Genomic DNA, 22,437 nt, shown 5'->3' on the forward strand with positions numbered 1-22,437 from the left:
AAATAATTTTTTATTGCTTTGATCACGGCTTTAGAATTTTTTCTCTGCGCTCTTTAACAACTTCCGGTGGACCTGAAATTTTCTCCTGAAGTTTCTGAAAGATGATGAACAGTACTGGAATCACCAGCAAGCCAATGAAGGTTCCGATAAACATTCCACCCGCTGTACCAATACCAATGGATTGATTAGCGTTGGCATTAATTCCTGTTGCTAATGCCAGTGGAAGCAGTCCGGCGATAAAGGCAAAAGAAGTCATCAAAATGGGACGAAGTCGTGCCTCAGCCCCGTCAATGGCAGCTTTTACAATACTCAACCCTTCTTCGCGACGACGTTGCAAACCAAACTCTACCACCAGAATAGCGTTCTTGGCCAACAATCCCATTAACATAATGGCCGATATCTGTAAATAAATATTATTGGCCACGCCAAAAATATTGGCAAAGATAAATGATCCCATTAAACCAATCGGCAGCGGTAAAATGACCGCCCAGGGAATCAGGTAACTTTCGTATTGGGCACTCAACAAGAAGTAGACAAACAGCAGGCAGAGTCCAAAAACGACGATTTCTTGTCCACTCGACTGACTTTCTTCTCGCGTCAAGCCGGAATAGGCGTAGCTGTAATCATCAGATATATCTTCCTCAAAAATTTCTTCGATTGCCTGGATAGCATCCCCCGAACTATAACCCGGATTGGTAGCTCCGGTTACTTCTACGGAATTAAAGAGATTAAATCGAGATACATTTTGCGGACCGTATACGCGCTCAAGATCCACAAATGAGTTTAACGGCGCCATCTTTCCATTTTTATTGCGGACCGAAATCTGCTGTAAACTTTCTTCCGAGCCCCGAGCTTCGGCATCCGCCTGCACATAAACGCGATACAACTTACCAAAACGAGTAAAGTTTGATACATATAATCCACCGTAGTAAGCCTGCATCACACTCATAATCGATTGCACTGAAAAACCAGCTCGCTGCGCCTTTGCAACATCCACATTTACCATATACTGCGGATAATCAGTTTGGAAATATGAATTGGCATATTGTATTTCCGGACGCTGAAATAGTTTCTGTTGGACATTTTGGCTTACCTGATCCAACTGCTCCAGCGAACCACTTGCCCGATCCTGAATATTAACGGTAAATCCACTGGTGTTCCCAAAGCCTGAAATCACCGGCGGAGCAAAAAAGGCAATATCAGCCTCATTTATGCCTGAAGTTTTTTCCCGGAGTAATGCAATGGCATCGTTAACATCCTTTTCGCGATCATCCCAATGCTTAAGCTTGCCAACAATAAAACCGTACTGACTCCCGGAACCACTGATAATTCCAAATCCGGAAATTGCCAACCTCGAGTCGATGACCTCAGTATCCGCCATAATCTGATCGACCTCGGCCATAACCTCTTTGGTTCGTTCCAGTGATGCCGATGGTGGCAGACTTACATTCGCAAAAAATGTTCCCTGGTCTTCATCCGGAACAAAACCAGTTGGCGTTGTTTGAAACAGGACTCCAAAGATCCCAATTGCTGCTACTACCACAGCTACAGCCGCCCAGGCATTGCGGGTAAAAAAGCCAAGTACCTGCCGATATCGATATTTCCCTACATCAAAGACGCTATTGAAAGCGATGGCAAAACGATCAATATATGACTTGTCTTCTCCGATCTGTTTTTGTTCGGGCTTAAGAACCAAGGCGCATAAAGCCGGACTCAGGGTCAGTGCATTAACAGCGGATATGATAATGGCCGTGGCCAGGGTAATTCCAAATTGTTGAAAGAAAACACCCGTAGAACCCGTAATAAAGGTTACGGGAACAAAAATAGCTGCCATCACCAAGGTAATTGAAACAATGGCGCCGGCAATCTCATCCATTCCCTCAATGGCGGCCTGCATTCCCGATTCGGCACCCTCCTCGAGTTTGGCGTGAATAATTTCTACCACAATGATGGCATCGTCCACCACAATCCCAATGGCCAACACCAGCGCAAAAAGTGTTAATAGGTTTACGCTATATCCAAATAGATTGAGGAAAAAGAACGTACCAATAATTGATACAGGAACTGCTATGGCCGGTATCAAGGTTGAGCGCCAATCCTGTAAAAACACAAACACGACAATAAATACCAGGATAAAGGCCTCTAAAAAGGTTATAAACAGCTTGTCGATTGAAGCCGTAAGAAAACTATTGGCATCAAAAACAGTGGTGTATTCAATATCGTCGGGAAAGCTTTGGGATGCCGCTTCAATTTCCGCCTTCACATCTTCGACCACTTCCTGAGCATTGGCTCCCGCCGTTTTGGAGACAAACATCCCCACACTGGGTCCGCCGTTGGCCGTACTGTGCACGCTATAGGTTTGGGAACCCAGCTCTACATCGGCCACATCTTTAAGACGAAGGATCTCCCCGTTTTCCGATCCCTCACGAATGATAATATTCTCGTACTCCGGTGCCGTTGAAAGGCGTCCCTTGTACTTCATCGTATATTGAAAAGCCTGTCCGCTATTTTCACCAATGGTCCCGGGTGCTGCTACAAAACTCTGATCATTTAACGCTCCAATGACATCTGAGGGCACCAAGTTATATGACGCCATTTTATCCGGCTTCATCCATATACGCATCGAATAGGTATTGGCCCCAAATGCATCGGCCGTACCCACGCCATTCACTCGCTGCAGGCGTGGAATCAGGTTGATGCGGGCATAATTCTCTAAAAATGTGCCGTCATGAGTCCCATCGGGACTATACATCGTAAAAATTAACAGCCGGCTCGTCTGCTCTTTCTGCGTGGTAACTCCCGTCTGCGTCACTTCTTGAGGGAGCAAATTTGAAGCCTGTGAAACCCGGTTTTGTACATTCACAGCAGCAATATCAGGATCGGTACCCAGCTCAAAATAAACCTGAATTTGAGCACGTCCGTTGTTACTGGCCGTAGAACTCATGTATGTCATACCTTCAACCCCGTTTATCTGCTCCTCGAGTGGAGCAACAACACTATTCAATACCGTTTCAGCATTGGCCCCGGGATAGGTGGCCGATACTTGAATAGTTGGCGGAGCAATTTCGGGATATAGAGAAACAGGCAGCGCGTTGTAGCCAAGATATCCCAGAATCACAAGAATGATAGAAATAACCGTAGATAAAACCGGTCGCTGTATAAATCGTTTAATCATTATATCTCAATTCTAAACTAACAATACTTTAATTTCGTAAGCGATTACTCAGACTCCGTAAGGGATTGATACAAGCTGTCTGCATCGACGGTATTTGGCTTAATCTTAGTACCATCATCTAATTGACCGATTCCAGAACTAACAATACGTGCACCTTCTGCTATCCCCTCATTAACGACAAACAGCTGCTTGGTATCAACGGGTAAAAATGAGACTTCTCTACTTTCCACCGTATTGCTATCCGTCACAACGTACGCAAATCGCTTATTTTGAATTTCGTAGGTGGCTTTCTTTGGGATGACAAGAGCCGCATCTTGGTTAAAAGGGATTTCCACATTTCCCGATCCGCCGCTTCGCAGAATTTCCTGAGGATTTGGGAAAGTAGCCCGAAAAGAAGCTGATCCCGTTTCTTTGTCTATTAATCCGCTGGCCAGTTTAAGCGTACCTTGGTGCTCATATCTACTATTATCGGCAAGCAGCAGATTAACCTGCGGCATTTCTGCTACTCGCTGCTGAATGGTTTGATCTTCTCCATCACTGGATACCGTTCGTGCCATCTCTAACAGCTCGCGTTCGCTCATAGAAAAATAGGCATACACTTCAGAGATATCAGAAACAACAGTCATCGGCTGTGATATAGAGCTATTTACCAAACTCCCGATCCGGTATGGGATAGTTCCAATAATTCCGGTAACAGGGCTTTTAACCTCGGTATAGCCCAAGTTAACCTGCGCATTTTTCAGCCGGGATTCGGCTTGAGCCAACGCCGCCTGATTCGACTCCAATTCATTCTTGGCCGATTGAAGCTGATATTGACTCACAATCTCTTTATCAACAAGGCTTTGCTGACGCTCAACCTCATCTTCAGCGGTACTTACGCGGGCTTTTGCCGCTTGAATATCAGCTTTTGCCGACCGTACCTCCTGCTGATACTCCACATTATTAAGCGTAAACAGCACCTGATCTTTGGATACCCAATCGCCTTCATCTACATGCATCTCGATAATATATCCAGGTACCCGGGGACGAATTTCTACGGTTTGTTTCCCTTCCAGCGTAGCAGGATAACTACTTGTCAACTCAATACTTCGCGGTTGTAGCTCAAGAACAGGATACTCTTCAACCTGCTGTTGTCCCTGCTGCTGATTCGCATCCCCGCATGATAAGATAAAAAATGGCAGTACTGCTATGATAAATAAATAGGTAATCCCCGAACTGTACGACTTGTTCATTCTACTGTTACTAATTACAATTGATAATTCACACCCTTTAGTTGATAACATCAACTATTGATTACTTAAAAATTGATACATCTTTGCCAACGCATCTTCAAACTCTTTCGTTTCGATATTTTCAACTTCGGCGTTGATTTCCTTATCAAGCTGTTGATCTACAGCCCTTGCCTTTTCCAAGGTTTTCATACCGGGCTTGGTTATAAGCAATATTTTTTGGCGCTTATCAGACTCATCTTGTACCCGAGTCACGAAATGATTCTCTTCCAGACCATCAATATGCCGAAGTACTGCTGATTTATCTCTATCAACTATTTCTGCCAATTCTTGTAAAATAAGACCATCCTCATTATCCAAAATATTGAGAATAAAAAACTGCTCGACAGTCAAATCAATATCTTCTTCCACAAATCGTTTTTTTAAGCTCCGGATAATTTCTTTGACTACGTATGCCATCCGGCATCCCGTAGTTTCACAGTACAATTTCTGATGTAAATTCATAGAAATATTTCCTTTTGAATATAAGATTGGCAAAGATAATAAAAATTAGTTGTTGAGGTCAACTATTTATTATTAAAACAAAAGGCCCAGTTAGTTCTGGGCCTTCGAAAATATATTATGTATTAATAAGTGCTATTCTTTTTTGTAATGCACCTCAGACAACTCTTTTATAAGTCCCGCGCTGGCTTCGGGAGTAATATCCCGCTGGGGCGTTCCGAGCATTTCGTAGCCTACCCTAAACTTTTTAACCGTGGCCGAACGCAACAACGGCGGATAGAAGTGCATATGAAAATGCCATTCCGGATGCTCTTTCCCATCGGTCGGGGCCGGATGGAATCCAGCTGAATAAGGAAAAGAGATGTTGAAGATATTATCATACTTCACCGTAATCTGTTTTACGATATCAGCCAACCCGTCTTTTTCAGCTTCGGTCATATCGGTAAAGCGTCCAAATGGACGACGGCTTATGAGTAACGTCTCAAACGGCCAAAATGCCCAATAAGGGACCACAACTGCAAAATGTTCGTTGGAGACAACCACCCGTTCATCACGCTCCAATTCCAGATCCAAGTAATCCGAAAGCAATGTATTGCCATGTTTTTTATAATATTCGGATTGCCGGGTAAGTTCCTTGGCAGGCTCATCGGGGATGGTGTCCTGTGCCCAAATTTGTCCGTGCGGATGAGGATTACTGCATCCCATGATTTCCCCCTTGTTCTCAAAAATCTGCACGTAGTTTATATAGTCCCTTTCCCCCAGCTGAATATATTCTCTCGTCCATAAATCCACCACATCACGGATTTGCGAAACCTCCATCTCGGGCAGCGTTAAATCGTGTCGGGGCGAAAAGCAGATCACCCGACATATACCCTTCTCCCCTTTGGCTACAAGCAAATTATCCGTATTCATTTCCTCCGAAGGTACATCAGGCTTCAACGCACTAAAATCATTAGTAAAGACAAATGTCGACTCGTATTCCGGATTACTGGCATCGCCCGCACGATCGTTTCCGGGACACAAATAACATTGGGGATCATATTCAGGTTTCTCATCGCCCGGCGTTTCTTCCTCCTGTCCCTGCCACGGACGTTTGGCACGGTGCGGAGATACCTGCACCCACTCTCCGGTTAACGGATTCCAGCGACGATGTGAATGATTATCAAGATCAAGTGACATAGATTTACTTTTATCTATTGAAAGTTAGGACGAAGTTATCTTCTGACTGGATATCAAATGTGTGCCGGAAGATACTTTAGTTTGATAGATTTTTATTTCCTTATTCATCTGCTGCTGATATTTATCTTTAATCTGATTTGTAAATGAATCAACATGATCTTCCTGAACTATATTGATAGTACAACCGCCAAATCCACCGCCCATCATGCGGGCGCCAAATACGCCTTTCAGGTTACGGGCAATATCAACTAACACATCCAGCTCCTCACAGCTTACTTCATATTCGTAACGAAGTCCGGCATGGGACTGATACATACGCTGACCAAAGGAATCCATCGCCCCCTGGTGTAGATCACTGCAAGCCTGAATCACTCTTTTATTCTCTTCAACCACATATTTGCACCGCTTAAAAATAGTCGGATCCATATCATCCTCATGCCGTAACAGTAAAGAAAGCTCCAGATCACGCAAACTTTCAATTTCGGAATCCCACTGCTGCAAGATCTCCACACCCTGCTCACACTGTTCCCGGCGCACATTATATTCTGATGAAGCCAGCTCTCGGCGCACTTGCGTATCACACAATACTATCTGGATGTCATCCCGGTTAAACGGAAAATATTCATAGTCGAGATTGCGGCAATCCAATTTCAAAGCATTGCCTTCCTTACCGTTTAAACTTGCAAACTGATCCATGATTCCACACTGAACACCTACAAAATCGTTTTCTGCTTTCTGGGCGATCTGCGCCATTTCAACGGGCGGAATATCCCAGTTATTGAGCTCAGCCAGTCCAAAAAGCACTCCACCTTCAAGCGCTGCTGATGAAGACATTCCGGCTCCAATAGGCACATTCCCGCCAAATACGCAATCAAATCCTCCTACTTCGTAGCCGTGTTTTTGGAGCTGATCGACCACCCCCAACAGATAGTTCGGCCACCCTTGATCACTTTTCTGGAATTCTCCTATAATTTCAGTTTCAAACGATTCCTCTTTATCTATTGCATAAAACCGGCAGCTATTGGTACCGTTAACATTCATAGCTAAATAAATTCCTTTGTCCACCGCGGCTGGCAGAACAAATCCATCGTTATAATCGGTATGTTCGCCAATAAGATTTACCCGCCCCGGCGACTTTATAAGCTTATAATTGTCGCCAAAGCGGTTTTGAAATTCCTCTTCGACCTGTTGAATCAATTGCTCCATCTTTCAAAATTAAAAACATTAAACTTATTACCAGAAAACAGCGTATAGCACAGCGACAATCACCAGAATAATATATGCCCCAATATTAAATGCCGGACTGGTTTTAAACATCTCAGACGTGGTATGAATCGCTTTGGGATCTTCATCATGCGGATTCGTCGTCAAGCTTACGCCCATAATTATTACAATCGTCAGGATGAGCGTATATAACATCTGATCCAGAAATGGGAGCTGTACGGCCGGTGTTTTCAAAAATACCGCAATCACAATTGAAGAAAGTACTCCATAAATAGCACCTTTAGACGTTGTTTTCTTCCAGAATAATCCCATTAAAAAGACCGCTAATATACCCGGACTTACCATACCGGTGTATTCCTGGATGTACTGAAAAACCTGGGGTACATTATCGAGCTGCGGGGCTACAATAATGGCTGTTAAAAGCGCTACAGAAGCTGAAATTCGACCCATATTTACGGTTTGTTTATCCGTGGCATCTTTATTGAAATACGGGATATAAATATCCATCGTAAATATCGTGGCCACCGAGTTGAGCATTGACGCCATGGACGAAACAATAGCTGCAGCAAGAGCTGCAACTACTAATCCCAGAAAGCCGGGCGACAGAAATACCTTCATCAGCCATGGATAGGCATTATCATATTGAATACTTCCATCTGATTTCGTAAAGACATCCACGACCCCGGAAATTTGGGTGGTTCCCTCGGGCTGAGTAAACAAGGCGTACACAATAATTCCCGGGATAACCACAATAAGGGGAATAATCAGTTTCAAAAAACCGGCAAAAATAATTCCCTTTTGTGATTCCTTTAGTGACTTGGCGGCCAATGTCCGCTGAATAATATACTGATTGAATCCCCAGTAGTATAAATTGGCTACCCACATTCCTCCTATTAATACCGCGATACCCGGCAAGTTGCTAAACTCAGGGTTCGATTGATCAAGAATCATATCAAATTTGTCTCCCGCCACATCATACAGATGTGTTATTCCATTCAGAAGACCTCCTTCCGGAGTTAAATTGTAGAGTCCAGCAAAGGTAACGACAAAGCCTCCTAAAACAAGGAGTCCAACCTGTATAACATCCGTCCAGGCAACGGCCGAAAGCCCACCATACAGTGAATATGCAGCGGCAATGGCCGAGAGACCAATGAGAGCATACATCATCATGCTGCCATCCCCGGTACCCATAATGGTATCAAGTGCTAAGGCTCCTAAATAGAGCACAGTAGTAAGATTCACAAAGACAAATAAGGCAATCCAGAAAACGGCTAAAATCGTCTTTAGCGTAGTATTAAAACGTTTTTCTACAAATTCCGGAATCGTAAAAATTTCCTTCTCGATAAAGATCGGCAGCAGGTATTTACCCACAATAATAAGTGTAACTGCGGCCATCCATTCATAAGAAGCGATAGCCAATCCCACGGCAAAGCCCGAACCGGACATTCCGATAATCTGCTCAGCTGAGATGTTGGCGGCTATGAGTGATGCCCCAATTGCCCACCACGGCAATGATTTACCGGCCAGAAAATAATCCTCAGCAGTTTTTTGATGACCTTTCTCATCGCGCGACACCCAAAGGCCCAGCCCAACAATCATTAAGGCATAGGCACAAAAAACAATTGTATCAATTAAAGTAAATTCCATGTAAATAAACTTATTTATTTAATTATAATAGCTTACTTGCTGGTTGAAAGCCTATATAATGAAAATGAATGATAAACGCTATCCGGCTCCAATATTGTAGATGGAAAATTTTCTTGATTTGGTGAATCAGGGAAATGTTGTGGTTCTAAGCAAAAAGCCGTCCGATGTTCATAAGGTTCTCCCTCTTTTCCCACATCTGAACCGTCCATAAAATTGCCGCCATAAAATTGTATGCCCGGTTCTGTAGTATAAATCTCCATTACTCTCCCAGATTCAGGATCATGAACTTGAGCAGCCCGAGTCAGCTTATTATCATGCTCTTTGTTAAGTACAAAATTATGATCATATCCTTTTCCGTACTCAAGCTGTTTGCTCTCTTTATCAAGATCTTCACCTATCGACTTAAGATTTGCAAAGTCAAATGCCGTACCTTTAACTGATGCTATCTTCCCGGTGGGAATTAGTGTAGAATCAACAGGAGTATAATTATCAGCTTCAATCAATAGCTCGTGATTATTGATCGTACCGCTGGCCGCTCCTGCCAAATTAAAGAACGCATGATTGGTAAGATTTACAGGCGTTTCTTTATCTGATGATGCGGTGTAATCTATTTTAAGTTCATTATCATCAGTAAGAATATAGTGGACTTTTACTTTGAGATTTCCAGGGTACCCCTCTTCACCATCTTCGGAGAAATAAGTCAGAACCAAATGTTGGTCATCCAATTGCTTTGCATCCCAGACCACATTATGGAAACCGCCGGGTCCACCATGCAGGTGATTAGGTCCGTTATTGGTAGCCAGCTCATAATTCTGACCATTAAGACTAAATTCTCCATCGGCAATTCGGTTACCAAAACGGCCAATCAAAGCACCAAAGTAAATTTCATTGGCGTTTAGATATCCTTGAATACTGTCAAAGCCAAGCACGATATCGTCAAACTCTCCATTTTTATCGGGTGCCAGCCAGCTTACAATGCGTCCGCCGTAATTGGTAATGGCAACTTTCATCCCCTTTTCGTTTTGGAGGGTGAATAAATCAGTCTTTTTCCCATTAATAGTTTCTTGAAATTTTGTCGAATTTAAATCCACAGAAGATTGGTTTTGCAAATTAGTAGTTTCAGATTCTTTCATTTCGCAAGCTGATAAAGCAACAAGCAAACAAAGACATGTGCTTATTGTATAAATTGATTTGTTAATCATTTTGACAATTATTTTAAATGCAATTTCTTGGCTAAGCTATTTTTGTTTTTCAAAGTCTATGTAATCCCATCCAAAAAATGCTTGATCAGCATTGGGACTTATTCCTTCAAATGCTATTTCAAATTGATTTTTGCCTTCGTTTAAATCCAACGATCCTAATTCTAATTGACGGGTTGAAATCTCCTCACTTGAAGCGTCAAAACTTTCAACAATTTCTTTACCGTTAAATAAAATTTTCACTCTCCCATAATTTGGAGCTGTAACAAACTGAGCTTGAGCATTATACCTTTCTTTTTCATCTGCAATAAAAGAAATAACCAATTTATCTCCCACCTGCGCCTCATGCCACCACAATTGCTTATCGTTACTGATATTAGGTTCATATAAATACTGAAACCTCATTTTTCCGCCATCCATATCCTCAATCACCATATGTTCTGCTTCCAATCTTCCATTTTTGATTCGTGGTGGAATAATATCACTTCTTTTTAAGGATACTTTTTCTTTTGCATTCTCAACATCAGGCTGAACTAAAGTTTTGGAATCCGGTTTGAGATAGAAGAATGTAGTTGGAGCATAGTCTATCTTTGTTTTTGTCCAATGCCACATCTCCATATCAACAATGAGCTCTTGCTTAAAGGGGATGGCATCCAAAGACCTATAACGCTTATTAATTGTAAATCCGGGGGTTATATTACCACTTCCATCCGGCTGTGATATAAAAGGGTGATCTGCAAATTTCTCAGGCCTTACCCAGGCATATCCATAATAATCCTCTGTACCGGTACCGAAATGAGAAGGAAAATCTTCACCATCTATATAAATCTTTTCATCTCCTTCTCCCCACCAGTCGTAGGCAGTATTAAAAAGAGTTAGTGCATCTCCTACATATACCCCTTCTCCATCTAAACGAGTATAATTTATATCGAATGGATCTCCACCGCCCTCCATATTCTTTTGTTCTCCGGTATATAAATCTGTGTATTGATGCCATGAAGCCCCAAAGTGCATACTCTGATCATTCCAATTCCAGTCAGATAATGATACGACTCCTTTTAGAGTAACATCCTGATTTCCAAAATTTTTAAATGTTACCGTTGCCTTATCTTTAAAAGGCATTACCCAATAGACCGAAAGTTTATTGTCTTTCGTTATACTGCTGTACCAAGTTTCTGATTTTCTAAACTGATAACCGGTTCCAAAAAAATCGCCAATAGGCACCCAAATCGTACGTTTTCCGTCAAAAGATACGTCTAAAACCGTAGAACGAAGTGCTTGTGTTGCGTTCTTAGCCTTTAAGTTAGCTGTAAATTTCCTGATTGCTGAAGAGCCTTCTAAGGATAATGTATGTGAATCACCTGGAGAAAGAGTAGTGCTGTAATCCTTAGTGCTTAATACTAATTTTTTAAGCTTGTTTTCCCCGCTCTTATTTAATTGGTGCTGTACTTCATCAACAAGGTTTTCGAGTTCCCGAAGTTTATCTTTAGAAAACGTTTCAACTTTTGTTCCTTTTTCATACTCACGGTAATTGATGTTGTAGTAGACACTTTCTCCCTCATCATCCTTAGCCCCAACAGCTTTAACATTTTCACTTTCATAAGTAATTTTACAATGATTGGCATACGGTAAGGGCAAGTATAAATTATGACCTCTTATTTCATAATCCGATTTTTTTGAAACAGAAGTTGAAAGAGGTGCCCCCACCAACTGCCCACCACTCAAAACCTCAAATGCAGTCCCCTCAATAGTAACTTCCTTTTCGTTATCAAAGTAAAACCGGAGCGTTCCCTCTCCACTTCCTTCTCCTGCAAAGGTCATCCAGAAACGGACAATTGCACCCGGTTTATCCGTTTCCAACATGACATATTCTTTTCTTCCATTATTTACTTCGGAGCGAATAAACTGTGTTCGATCCCAATTGGCAAACCACGTTGAATCTCCCGGCTGGGTGGAATTCCGGTCATAACTACTAAACTGACGTGTGGTATAATAAGGTTCGGGATAAACAGCTAAACTTTTCCTGTCAACCATCTCCTCTAACAAGCTTTCCAATGTAATAACATTGGATTGTGAATAGCTCACATTCCAAGCGGAACACAGTAAAACACACAGGAGAATAAATTTAAAAGCTTTCATCAGTGGTATTATCTCAACCTTTTATAATTCGCTCGTATATTTTTTAATAAGTTCTACTTCGCTACTCTTATAAGGAGTTCCATCAGCCCTTAATACATCGTGGAACCAAGGGTCAGGCTCGGAGGTGTATTCTTTGTCCCAAGAATCCCAGGGATAGATCGTTTGCGTTTTGCCATTGACAAAACCCCAGTTGTATGCACCCACATTATGCTCCATTAATATTGGCAACTCGTTTTCAAAGGTACTTCCTCTTGGACGTGCCATATATTCAGTGACAAACATTGGCCGATCGTAACGTTTAAGCGCTTGAATGCGCTCCTTCATAATTTCCGGTCCCTCATAACAGTGGAATGTTATCACATCAGAATTTTCGACCATAAAGATATCCATTTCAGACATGGAATCAGTATCGGACCAATCACCGTGCCATAATCCAGATGTAATCGGCTGACTTGGATTGACTTCTCTGGCCCAGGCAAAACTTTTTTTCAATAGTCCCAGGGAGTGTTCAAATTTGTTATCAAGGTTTATATCTCCATAAGCTCTTTCATTGTCATTATCCGGTTCGTTGTAGATATCCCAGACTTGCACCCGTTCATCATCACTAAAATGCCCCATCACATCCTTGAGATAGTCTTCCAGATAGCCCCACTGGGTAGTATCACTTAGTACGTCGATTGAAGGACCTTGTACCCAGCCAGAATTATGAACATGGGGTTCGGGCTCGGGTTGTTCACCGATCTCCGGATACGGATGCCAAACGCCATCAAATAGTACGAACATAATGCCGATATCGTGACTTTCGGCAATATCCAGAAATTTTTCTACACGCTGGATAAACCCCTCGGGATCCGCTTTCCAAGCTAAATCGTGCAAATATACCCGCATTGAATTAAAGCCAAGGTCAGCTGCCCATCCCAACTCTTGATCTATCGTTTCGGGATCAAACGTTTCTTCTTGCCACATTTCGAGCTGATTAATAGCTGTCCGAGGTGTATAATTAGCTCCTATCAAGACTCCTTGATCTTCATACCACTCATTGGCTTTTTCCACCGACCATTGCTCTCCTGTTTCCGGTTTTTCAGCCGGCGCTGAGCAGGCAGAAAGCACAGCCGTTAATAATCCTATAACAAATAAACTCCATATATTTTTCATAGCTGATAGCTTAGTTTAGTAGTTGATTAAATTAAATTCTTTGATATTGACATAGTCAGAGGAATCTCCTTTTGCGATCATCCCGAGACGGAAACCCATACCCCATGGAACTAATGCTGAAGCATCGACTTGTTCGGCAATTATATTCCACGATCCGTTTTCTTTTACAGCTAAGTCAAGCAAATATCCTTCAGACACCTCTATTTTCAGCTCCTTGGATTCGTCAGGCTGGTCGACCGGAATTTTTTCGATGATCTCAGTTTCCTCTCTGACGGTTTTCCACACCTTTACCGAATTATTTCCAGCTGAGATCCCGATTCCCGCTACAGGAGCACCAAAGCTGTTGTCGGCTCCTCCTATCAAGGCAATACCAGCTTCTGCATCGCCCTCTGTTTGTTGGAGGTCAACAGTGGCAGTCATTTCATAATTTGGTGAAGTGGTAGGTTGAACCAACAGTGTTCCCAAGTCCTCGTTTTCGCGGGATGCTCGAACCTTCAACCCCTCGGAACCTGTCTCATAATCAATATCCTGTGTAACCCGCCATTGCCAAAGTGGATTCAAACCAGATTCAAAATTATCCGTAAAATCCCAAGCAGCACGCTCGCGGCTGTATTCGGCGTCGTTTTCAAAAACCGGCCAGTCGTCTTCGGTCCATTTAATTTTTTCGAGTACAGCTTCACGACCGACATATACGGTACCATCTCTGCTATATGCATGATAGAGAAAATAAAAGTCACCTTTATTTTCTACGACAGATCCGTGTCCTGCACATTTCCAATCATCATTATCAGTTATCACCGGATTTTCATCATATTTCTCCCAGGGCCCTAACAAGTTTTTGGATCGAGCAACCCCCGTTTTATAATCACAGGCTACATCACAGCATGAGCCAGCTGAATAGGTGGCATAGAAATAATCATTGGCTTGGAAAATGCTGATTCCCTCAACGAGATGTCCTTCCCAAGGCTCATCATTCCGAAATAGTTCATACTTTTTACCCACTAATTCCGTCCGATCCTCGGTTATCTCCTGAGCCCACATCGGAGTGGGTTCTCCCTGGCTATTTCCGTCCTCCTTCCACAACATATACAAGGTACCATCGCTGTCACGAGCTTCATACGCATCAATAGAACCAAGTTCTTGTGCCACGAGCGGACCATGATCTTCATATGGTCCTTCAGGGCTATCCGCACTTGCGACACCAACACTCAGGCGATCTGAATCTTCATCCCGGGCGGTGTAATAGGCATACACTTTATCATGTTCTTCATCATAAGTCAATTCAGGAGCCCAGAAATTTTTATAAGCCCAATCCGGAGCACCACCGGGAAATACATACGTTTCCAGCTCCCAATTCACCAGATCTTTCGATTTAAAAATTGGGAACAGTGGCGCCCACTCATTGGAAGTAGCTGATGCCCAATACGTATCTCCAACTTTTATAACAGTAGGATCAGGTCGATCCCCCGGCAAAACAGGATTGGTAATCTCAATTTTTTGTTCACCTTGTTCAGCACTGCTTTCGCATCCCGAAAACAAAAGCGGAATCATAATCATTATCGGGACTATCAGACTTGTCCATTTTCCAACCGTAGTGTTATATAAAAAGTATTTATCCATCGTTATTGCTTTAATTCTATTTTTGTCCACGTTGAAGGATGTTTAACTCGATTACCTGACAGTGTTTCTTTTTGCAGTGTGCCGTCTGATTCGCTACGGCTTTGCAGTTCGATATTAAATCCAATACCCTGATCATTCTCAGGTCTTCCACCAATTTCCGCCCATGGAATAGCTATTTCCAACTGATAACCGGTGGGATGTTCATTTGCTACTAACTCGATTTCCATTATATTTTCGGTCCATAACCCACTACTGCCCTGATGTGTTAACAGATCTTCAGATGGAGTGGCGAAAACTTTATACGTCCCTTCTACCAGTGAATTATCACTTAGCTTTTCCGGCGCTACCATCACAGCCACTCCGGGACTATTTTTGGTTGAATCGGAGGAATCGTAAGAATCAGAATCGTTTACCGAGGCCCACACATAGAGGTTGTTTTCGTCCCAAGCGCTTGAAATTTCAGCGTTGACCGGGCTATAAGCACCTATGAAATTGTCCGTCGATCGATTCCAGGCTTCCTCATCGCTCCTGCCATCTACCTCAACCTGACCATTAAAGGCTTCCATCTCTTCAATGAGATATCCATCAATTGTATAAAGCTGTGAGTGAGCAGCATTATATGCAGTCGTAGCTGATAGAGCTGTTACCGTAGTATCATTTTTAATGAAGAGGGAGCTCCAAAGCGCATAACGATCTTCGGCAACCTCAAATGGTTCCGACTTTCGGGAAAAATTCTTAGCCTGTTCATTACCAATGGCTACGGTCATTGTAGAATGATGCCATTCTACGTTCCTCCCTTCAGTGCTTTGAAAAGAAAGGATCGTTTCCCCGCTACTAAATTGCTGTAAATACGGAGCACCGCCATAATCCGAAGCCGGCAGTTGACTTTCGTCAGTCAAAGCACCCCATCGACGGTCCGACGTACCTCCTGCCGCGCCCTGTTCCCAGTTATCCTCCATAGATGTCCAGATTATAGAAGGTTTAAATTCACTTCCATGCAGTCCGTTGTCTTCTATAGCGACAGCTATTCCCTCTCCGTTATCCAATATAAGCGGAACGGGCATCCCATCGCGATGTCCCTCACGGTAGCTAATTGTTTCGGGATCTGTCCAGCTTTGACCTTTATCCGCGGAGCGGACCATACTGATCTCTTGGTCTTCGCTGTTTTTATATGGGTATTCATTGGCAAAGAAGAGTTGTATTTCACCAGACGAAAGCTGAATCATCGCAGGTTCCCAGACACCACGATTCCACTCATATCCTCCTTCAAATACATTTTGTTGGGATGACCAAGTCCCTCCGCCATCATTGCTGATTCGTAATTTTATTCCAAACCGTTTTTCGGGATCTTCATTATACTGTGGTGCACGTGTGTTATATGCTAAAAGGATATCTCCATTTTCAAGTTGGATGAGTTCTGGTACCGCCGAAATAATGTCTCCATCTCTTGGAGCAACCCGTTCAGCTTCCGTCCAACTTTTTCCATCATCAGAGCTCTGGCTCACATAAACCTCTCCCTGATGTTCAAAAGCCGTTAACAACTCACAGCTGGAAAGACGTATTATTCGCGGATAGGAAACCTGTTCTTCAAATACCTGAGTTAGCGTCCGATAATCCCAGGCAATGCGGACCCCCTCGGTATAAGGCACGACTGTCTTTTCTACTACGTCATTCTCCTCACGCTCGGAATCTGCAACCTCACAAGCGATAAAAAGAAAAGCAGCTGCAATGGAAAAGCTAAAAAAAACAATATACTTTATGAATTTTGTTAGTCGCATGAACCGGAAGGTTTTGAATTAGTTTCTCCGGCTGGAACGGGTGTCCCAAAATCAGGACTTCCATCCTCATTCCATTCAAAAGACTGCAGATGAATTACACGGTCCCATCCGGGTTCAGTACTCACTTTGGTGTGATAGGCAATCCAGTCCTCAGTGCCATCAGGAGAGGTGGTAAAACTTGCATGACCTACCCCATGAACTTCCTCAGTTCCCTGAAAAACCGGTCCGCTTTTCTCCCAGTTATCAGGATTCATGGGATCATCTCCCACCAACTGCAGCTGACCTAATTTATAGGCGGGTAACCAAGATTCACTGGCAGAATAAATAACAAACGTCTGCTCATCATTTTTTAGAACTTCCGGTCCTTCATTGATGGCTAATTCTGTACTCTTTTCCCAATCTTCATCCGGTGATGAAATTTGAACACGATTACTACTTATGGTCCAAGGGTTCTCCATTTCAGCGATATACAGATGCTGAGGAGTACGATCCGTATCCTCATTCTCTTCCCAGCCAGACCATATTGCATACAACTGTCCGTTATGCTCCAACGGAGTCATATCAATTGCCCATTTGTTATTCGATTGATCCTCGATATTGTCCCCAGTATAGAGCATTCCCTTATCCTCATACTCTCCCTGCGGATCGTCCGTTTTAGCTTCCAGTACTCCGCTTCGCTGCTTCAAAAAAGGTGATCCATCCGTATCCCCAGCCGTGTAAAAAACATACCACTTGCCATCGATATGATGAAGTTCAGGGGCCCATAAATTTGAGCGATTCCATCCTGTTGATGGCTGCGTCCATACCTTTTGCTCGTTTCTATCTAACTCGATAAGATCATCCGTTTCAGAAACAAAAATTTCTCCCCCTCTTGATTCAATAGAATAATAGGTATCATCTTGCTTTATGATCCAAGGATCCGCTCCATCAGCTACCGGGTTGGTAAACAAACATGGTTCAGGTTCATCATAACCATTTCCATCATCTTGAGATGTTGCACCACATCCAACAAGTAATAAGAAGCCCAAAGTTATTCCGATGCCGATAATTCGATACATAGTCATATTATTCCTTTGATTTATAATAGCAGCCAGCACAAAATACCAAGCCTATTCCTCGATCAATTTTTTATGGAGTCTCATTAATTCTTCCACATTAAATTTTATTACTTCTCGATCATATGTCATTAATCCGTTTACTTCGGATTCAACATCAGTAGTTTGGGTATATACTGCGGCAGAAAGTCCGTTATCTTTTAAATCGTATAGCTCCTGCATCATCTGACTATACGTTTCATGCAGTTGGGTCTCAGATTGTGAAGTTTCATAGTGATCCGGAGCGCGACTAAAATCCTGCACCCAGAGATGATCTTTGACCACTAAAGCCTCACCCCCATACTCACCTAATACCGCCGCTCGATTATCTTCTGTTTCCGGCATATCCGGACCGGGGTAGGCATGCATATCAATTACATCACCCACTCCACGATCAGTCCACCCACTGGCGTTATTGACTAATCGCGTGGGATCATATTCTTGAGTCCACTCCACTATTTCCCTGGTTTGAAATTGTCCCCAACCCTCATTGAAAGGCACCCACATCACAATTGAGGGATGATTGTAGAAAGTATCAATCATGTCTTTATATTCTTTTTTAAACTGCTTTGCAGTTTCTTTGGAGGGTTTACCAATTTCTCCCGGACGCATATCCCCATTTGGCATATCCTGCCAGACAAGAACACCCAGTTTGTCAGCCCAGTAATAAAACCGTTGGGGTTCAGTTTTCACATGCTTCCGAAGCATGTTATAACCCAGCTTTTTAGTTGCTTCAATATCGTATTTTAAGGCATCGTCAGTAGGGGCCGTGTACAATCCATCCGGCCACCACCCCTGGTCTAATGGACCAATATGAAAAAGCGGTTCGTTATTCAGAAATAGCCTCATATGACCGTCGTCGGCTTTGGCAATGTTAATTTTACGCATCCCGAAATAACTCGAAACTTCATCAACGGTATTGCCATTCTCACCAAGCAATTCAACTTCTAAATCATACAAAAATGGATTATCAGGAGTCCATAATTGCGGATCATCTAAGCTTATATAAAAATCCTGTTTGTGAAAGCCTGTAGACTCTCCAACTAACTTATCTTCCTCTTTCGCTTTTATATGAATCTGATAATCATCAGACAGATTCTTACCCTCAACTTCTACTTTGACCCTGCTATTATCAACATCAGGAGTAATCTTCAAATCCTTGATATATGATTCCGGCACATACTCAATCCATACTGTCTGCCAAATACCCGTAACTGCTGTGTACCAAATGCTATGCGGGTCATGCGTTTGCTTGCCCACCGGCTGACTTCCTAAATCAGTAGGATCCCAAACTGTTATTTCAATCTCCTGTTCACCACTACCTGATACCTGATCTGTTATATCAAAAGTAAATGGATCATATCCCCCGCGGTGTTTGCCCACGTACTTATCGTTAATACGAACATCCGTTTCCCAATCACTTGCACCAAAATGTAATAGTACTCTTCCATCTTCGTGGGGATTATCTATCTCGAATAAACGCTTATACCAAACCCGATTCTCTGCTCCCACCGTCTCTTTGATGCCAGACAGAGCCGACTCTACTGGGTAGGGAACCAAAATTTGATCATCATAATCCTCACCAGAATTTCCTTTGCCGGTAATTTTAAAATCCCACAATCCATTTAGATTCTTCCAGTGCTCTCGTTCCATCATAGGACGTGGATATTCGGGCAAAGCATTTTCTGGACTCACCTCGTCTGCCCATTTAGTCATTAAAGGTGATTCTTCTGCCTCCCAGCCATTCTGGCTAAATGCAATCGCTGGTAAAGCAAAGAAAAGGACAACGAATAAGGATTTACTAAGCAATTGTTTAATCATTTTTTCAATGAATTTAAATATTAAATAATAGCTCTGTTTACTTTTCCGATTGAACTTTTGGAATAATTTTTGGAGATAAAATTTGAGGAATAAGTATATCGCTTTCTTCTTGTTTAACAAGTTCAACTTCATTTATATAACCCTTTCGGGGATGCACTTCAGTTGTATCAAAATGAGCATGATAAACTATATGTAGTTTATCATTTTTATCCCGAAAAAAAGCACTGTGTCCAGTACCGACCAAACTATCCGGATTTTGAATAATGGGATTTTCATCACTTTTTGTCCAATCACCTAAGGGTTCACCAGCATAAGCCCAACCTATTCCATAATCTTGACTGGCATAATGGTTGGCCGAGTAACTCATATAATACCGACCATCTTTTTTGAGTACATAAGGACCTTCATTTACAGTTCCTACAGGCTTTTTTTTACTTTTTTCCCAATCTTGAGATTGAGAAAGCACCTTCGTTAATGTTTCCTCTTTAATTGCAGAAAAATCATCTTCTAATTCTGCGCCCCATATCTCTAATCCATCTTTGAAATTGGCAAAATAGATATACTTAGTTCCGTCTTCGTCTACAAAAAGATGATGATCGATTGATTTATGGTCTCTTAATACTGACGGATCTTCCTGTGTAAATGGACCCTCAGGATTATCACTTGTTGCAATAGCCATATGTTCTTCCACGCTGAAAAACATGTAGTATTTGCCATCAATATGATATACTTCTGGTGCCCAAAACCATTGTTCACCGTATACATCACTTTTATGAAGAGCAAAGCCGCCTGTAGCTCCAACTGGTCCCTCCCAGTTTTGCAAATCTTCAGACTTGTATGCCTCAATACCTGTATCACTACTAGTTCCATACATGTAATAGGTATCCCCAACTGTTAAAATATAGGGGTCGCCAAAGAACACGTTTATTTCAGGAGGTGCTTGATCAGCAAATTGACTGGTATTTTGTTCGGACTGACATCCAAACGCCACGAAAATAAAAGCAACAATGAGAATTTTATATTCCATTATTTCATCTATCTAATATTTTAATGAAGAGGCCGGCAGTACGAAACTAACCGGCCCTATCCACAATAATTATTTCGACTTTTTAGTATTCAGGATGTTGGTCAAGATTTGGGTTATTCTCAACCTCACTTTGTGGTATTGGCAGGCGATGATTCTTTCCTAAGTCAAAGTTTTCGAAATCTGGATCTCGCTGTATAAGGGTATTAATACCTTGTTGCGATTCGAGCATACCCCATCGCTTAAGATCCATCCATCGCACTCCTTCAAAAGAAAGTTCTAAGGTTCTTTCCATCTTTAATCTCTCACGGAAATCATCTTTTGAATTCAAAGCACTTGAATATTGACTACTTGCTAAAGGCGGTAAATTGGTTGATGGCCTCTGACGAACCCTGTCGACATATTGCGCCGCTTGTGTAGGTCCATTAATCTCATTGATGATTTCAGCGTAGCTTAGTAATACATCGGCGTATCTAATTACCCGAAAATTTGTTGGAATATAGTAATCAACATTATCCCGGTAATAATCAACTTGGTACTTGGCAATAAATGCCTCATCTCCCCAATCACCTTCTCTCCATGGTTCTCCGTACACCAAATCATTATTCTCAAAATCTTGTGACATTTCTCTATAAAAGATGCTATGTCTTAATCGAGAATCATAATCACCATCAAGATCAGTTTCTTCCTTAAACTGGTCAATCAACCATTTGCGGGCTTGACCATCTGACCAACCTATTCCTCTCGGTGCAAAGAACTGAGTTCTCTCAAGACCTAAAGAAGAATTGCTACCATCTCCTTTGTCACCACGATTCTCTTCAGAAAACTGTACCTCAAATACAGACTCAATATTATTTTCTGTAGTATGCTTAAAATTGTCGTGGTAGTTATCAACCAATCCATAATACTGGGCTCCATTGCCCTCTACCAGCCATTCCATTGCTGTTTGAGCTTGGTCCCACTCCTGATTTTGCATATGAGCTTTTCCCAAAAGAGCTAAAGCTGCACCTTTTGTAGCTCTTCCGACCTCTTCTGAAGGCCATTCCGGGGGTAAATTGTCAGCAGCATCTTGCAGGTCGGTTTTGATTTGGTTCCATACCTCTTCACGAGATTTTTGCTCGGGTTGATCATCTGGACTTGAGGGTTCAAGTACAAGTGGGACTTCCTCCCAAAGAACGGCCAAATTAAAGTAATGAAGACCTCGCAAAAACTTTGCCTCAGCAATTATTTGTTGCTTTCTATTTTGATCCTCAAATTCGATCTCAGGCACATTTGCAATTACTTGGTTAGCCCTAAATATGGCTTTATAATGATCTCTCCATATCTGGACTCCTCCTTCCCAAAAATTGTAGTTGACATAATTGAATCGAGTCCAATCGGCCAATTCTGTCCAAGGGCTTTGGCTATACCCTTCATCAGAAGCTAAATCATATCGGAAAAAGATCCATCTTGAATAATTTCCTATCTGATACAATTGATGATAGGTTGCTGTTAAACCGGCTTCTGCTTCACTAGGTGAATTCCAAAATGATTCTGTAGTTGGAACATTAGGATTTGTTTGTTCTAACATATCCTCACACCCTGCAACAAAAATCACTAACGATACTGATACGATAAAAAGTAGATATAAACGTTTCATAACAGAGTTGATT

General features: G+C 42.3%; 15 protein-coding genes. All 15 read right to left on the minus strand.

What is annotated here, in order from left to right; all coding sequences use genetic code 11:
- Window positions 1-22: 22 nt before the first annotated feature.
- Window positions 23-3,175, minus strand: a complete 3,153-nt coding sequence (locus tag CK503_RS00505; protein ID WP_095604827.1) for an efflux RND transporter permease subunit — start codon at window positions 3,173-3,175, stop codon at window positions 23-25.
- A 44-nt stretch (window positions 3,176-3,219) separates the two neighbouring features.
- Window positions 3,220-4,407, minus strand: coding sequence for an efflux RND transporter periplasmic adaptor subunit (locus CK503_RS00510; RefSeq protein WP_176466169.1), 1,188 nt, complete (start codon window positions 4,405-4,407; stop codon window positions 3,220-3,222).
- 54 nt (window positions 4,408-4,461) lie between these two features.
- Window positions 4,462-4,908: a MarR family winged helix-turn-helix transcriptional regulator gene (locus CK503_RS00515; protein WP_141239842.1), complete on the minus strand. Its 447-nt coding sequence runs from the start codon at window positions 4,906-4,908 to the stop codon at window positions 4,462-4,464.
- A 132-nt stretch (window positions 4,909-5,040) separates the two neighbouring features.
- Complete coding sequence (locus CK503_RS00520; protein WP_095604830.1) at window positions 5,041-6,084, minus strand: UDP-glucose--hexose-1-phosphate uridylyltransferase; 1,044 nt, start codon at window positions 6,082-6,084, stop codon at window positions 5,041-5,043.
- Between the two features lie 24 nt (window positions 6,085-6,108).
- Window positions 6,109-7,290: a galactokinase gene (locus tag CK503_RS00525; RefSeq protein ID WP_095604831.1), complete on the minus strand. Its 1,182-nt coding sequence runs from the start codon at window positions 7,288-7,290 to the stop codon at window positions 6,109-6,111.
- 27 nt (window positions 7,291-7,317) lie between these two features.
- Window positions 7,318-8,955, minus strand: coding sequence for a sodium/sugar symporter (locus CK503_RS00530; protein WP_095604832.1), 1,638 nt, complete (start codon window positions 8,953-8,955; stop codon window positions 7,318-7,320).
- 32 nt (window positions 8,956-8,987) lie between these two features.
- The gene (locus CK503_RS00535; protein WP_217988282.1) at window positions 8,988-10,088 is read right to left on the minus strand and encodes an aldose epimerase family protein; all 1,101 of its coding nucleotides are present in this window, start codon (window positions 10,086-10,088) and stop codon (window positions 8,988-8,990) included.
- 105 nt (window positions 10,089-10,193) lie between these two features.
- A complete protein-coding gene (locus tag CK503_RS00540) occupies window positions 10,194-12,239 on the minus strand; it encodes a glycoside hydrolase family 172 protein (protein WP_176466171.1) in 2,046 nt (681 codons plus the stop codon).
- Between the two features lie 75 nt (window positions 12,240-12,314).
- The gene (locus tag CK503_RS00545; protein ID WP_095604835.1) at window positions 12,315-13,448 is read right to left on the minus strand and encodes an endo-1,4-beta-xylanase; all 1,134 of its coding nucleotides are present in this window, start codon (window positions 13,446-13,448) and stop codon (window positions 12,315-12,317) included.
- Window positions 13,449-13,463: 15 nt separating this feature from the next.
- A complete protein-coding gene (locus tag CK503_RS00550) occupies window positions 13,464-15,098 on the minus strand; it encodes a glycoside hydrolase family 43 protein (protein WP_217988283.1) in 1,635 nt (544 codons plus the stop codon).
- Entirely contained in the window at window positions 15,071-16,846 is a 1,776-nt protein-coding gene (locus tag CK503_RS00555; protein WP_095604836.1) for an exo-alpha-sialidase, read from the minus strand. Before CK503_RS00555 ends, CK503_RS00550 begins: the two co-directional genes overlap by 28 nt.
- Entirely contained in the window at window positions 16,837-17,904 is a 1,068-nt protein-coding gene (locus CK503_RS00560) for a glycoside hydrolase family 43 protein (RefSeq protein ID WP_095604837.1), read from the minus strand. Before CK503_RS00560 ends, CK503_RS00555 begins: the two co-directional genes overlap by 10 nt.
- A gap of 51 nt (window positions 17,905-17,955) precedes the next feature.
- A complete protein-coding gene (locus CK503_RS00565) occupies window positions 17,956-19,656 on the minus strand; it encodes a glycoside hydrolase family 2 protein (protein ID WP_217988284.1) in 1,701 nt (566 codons plus the stop codon).
- Between the two features lie 142 nt (window positions 19,657-19,798).
- Window positions 19,799-20,788: a glycoside hydrolase family 43 protein gene (locus CK503_RS00570; RefSeq protein ID WP_095604839.1), complete on the minus strand. Its 990-nt coding sequence runs from the start codon at window positions 20,786-20,788 to the stop codon at window positions 19,799-19,801.
- A gap of 82 nt (window positions 20,789-20,870) precedes the next feature.
- Complete coding sequence (locus CK503_RS00575; RefSeq protein WP_095604840.1) at window positions 20,871-22,424, minus strand: RagB/SusD family nutrient uptake outer membrane protein; 1,554 nt, start codon at window positions 22,422-22,424, stop codon at window positions 20,871-20,873.
- Window positions 22,425-22,437 lie beyond the last annotated feature (13 nt).

Source organism: Fodinibius salipaludis (genome assembly GCF_002287075.1).
Taxonomy (GTDB): Bacteria; Bacteroidota; Rhodothermia; order Balneolales; family Balneolaceae; genus Fodinibius; species Fodinibius salipaludis.

Bases quoted from the DNA above. Each gene is read 5' to 3' on its own strand.
- CK503_RS00570 (WP_095604839.1), bottom strand. From the start codon at position 20,788: ATGGAATATAAAATTCTCATTGTTGCTTTTATTTTCGTGGCGTTTGGA.
- CK503_RS00510 (WP_176466169.1), bottom strand. From the start codon at position 4,407: ATGAACAAGTCGTACAGTTCGGGGATTACCTATTTATTTATCATAGCA.
- CK503_RS00530 (WP_095604832.1), bottom strand. From the start codon at position 8,955: ATGGAATTTACTTTAATTGATACAATTGTTTTTTGTGCCTATGCCTTA.
- CK503_RS00565 (WP_217988284.1), bottom strand. From the start codon at position 19,656: ATGACTAAATGGGCAGACGAGGTGAGTCCAGAAAATGCTTTGCCCGAA.
- CK503_RS00505 (WP_095604827.1), bottom strand. From the start codon at position 3,175: ATGATTAAACGATTTATACAGCGACCGGTTTTATCTACGGTTATTTCT.
- CK503_RS00560 (WP_095604837.1), bottom strand. From the start codon at position 17,904: ATGTATCGAATTATCGGCATCGGAATAACTTTGGGCTTCTTATTACTT.
- CK503_RS00535 (WP_217988282.1), bottom strand. From the start codon at position 10,088: ATGAAAGAATCTGAAACTACTAATTTGCAAAACCAATCTTCTGTGGAT.
- CK503_RS00555 (WP_095604836.1), bottom strand. From the start codon at position 16,846: ATGCGACTAACAAAATTCATAAAGTATATTGTTTTTTTTAGCTTTTCC.
- CK503_RS00575 (WP_095604840.1), bottom strand. From the start codon at position 22,424: ATGAAACGTTTATATCTACTTTTTATCGTATCAGTATCGTTAGTGATT.
- CK503_RS00515 (WP_141239842.1), bottom strand. From the start codon at position 4,908: ATGAATTTACATCAGAAATTGTACTGTGAAACTACGGGATGCCGGATG.
- CK503_RS00520 (WP_095604830.1), bottom strand. From the start codon at position 6,084: ATGTCACTTGATCTTGATAATCATTCACATCGTCGCTGGAATCCGTTA.
- CK503_RS00525 (WP_095604831.1), bottom strand. From the start codon at position 7,290: ATGGAGCAATTGATTCAACAGGTCGAAGAGGAATTTCAAAACCGCTTT.
- CK503_RS00545 (WP_095604835.1), bottom strand. From the start codon at position 13,448: ATGAAAAATATATGGAGTTTATTTGTTATAGGATTATTAACGGCTGTG.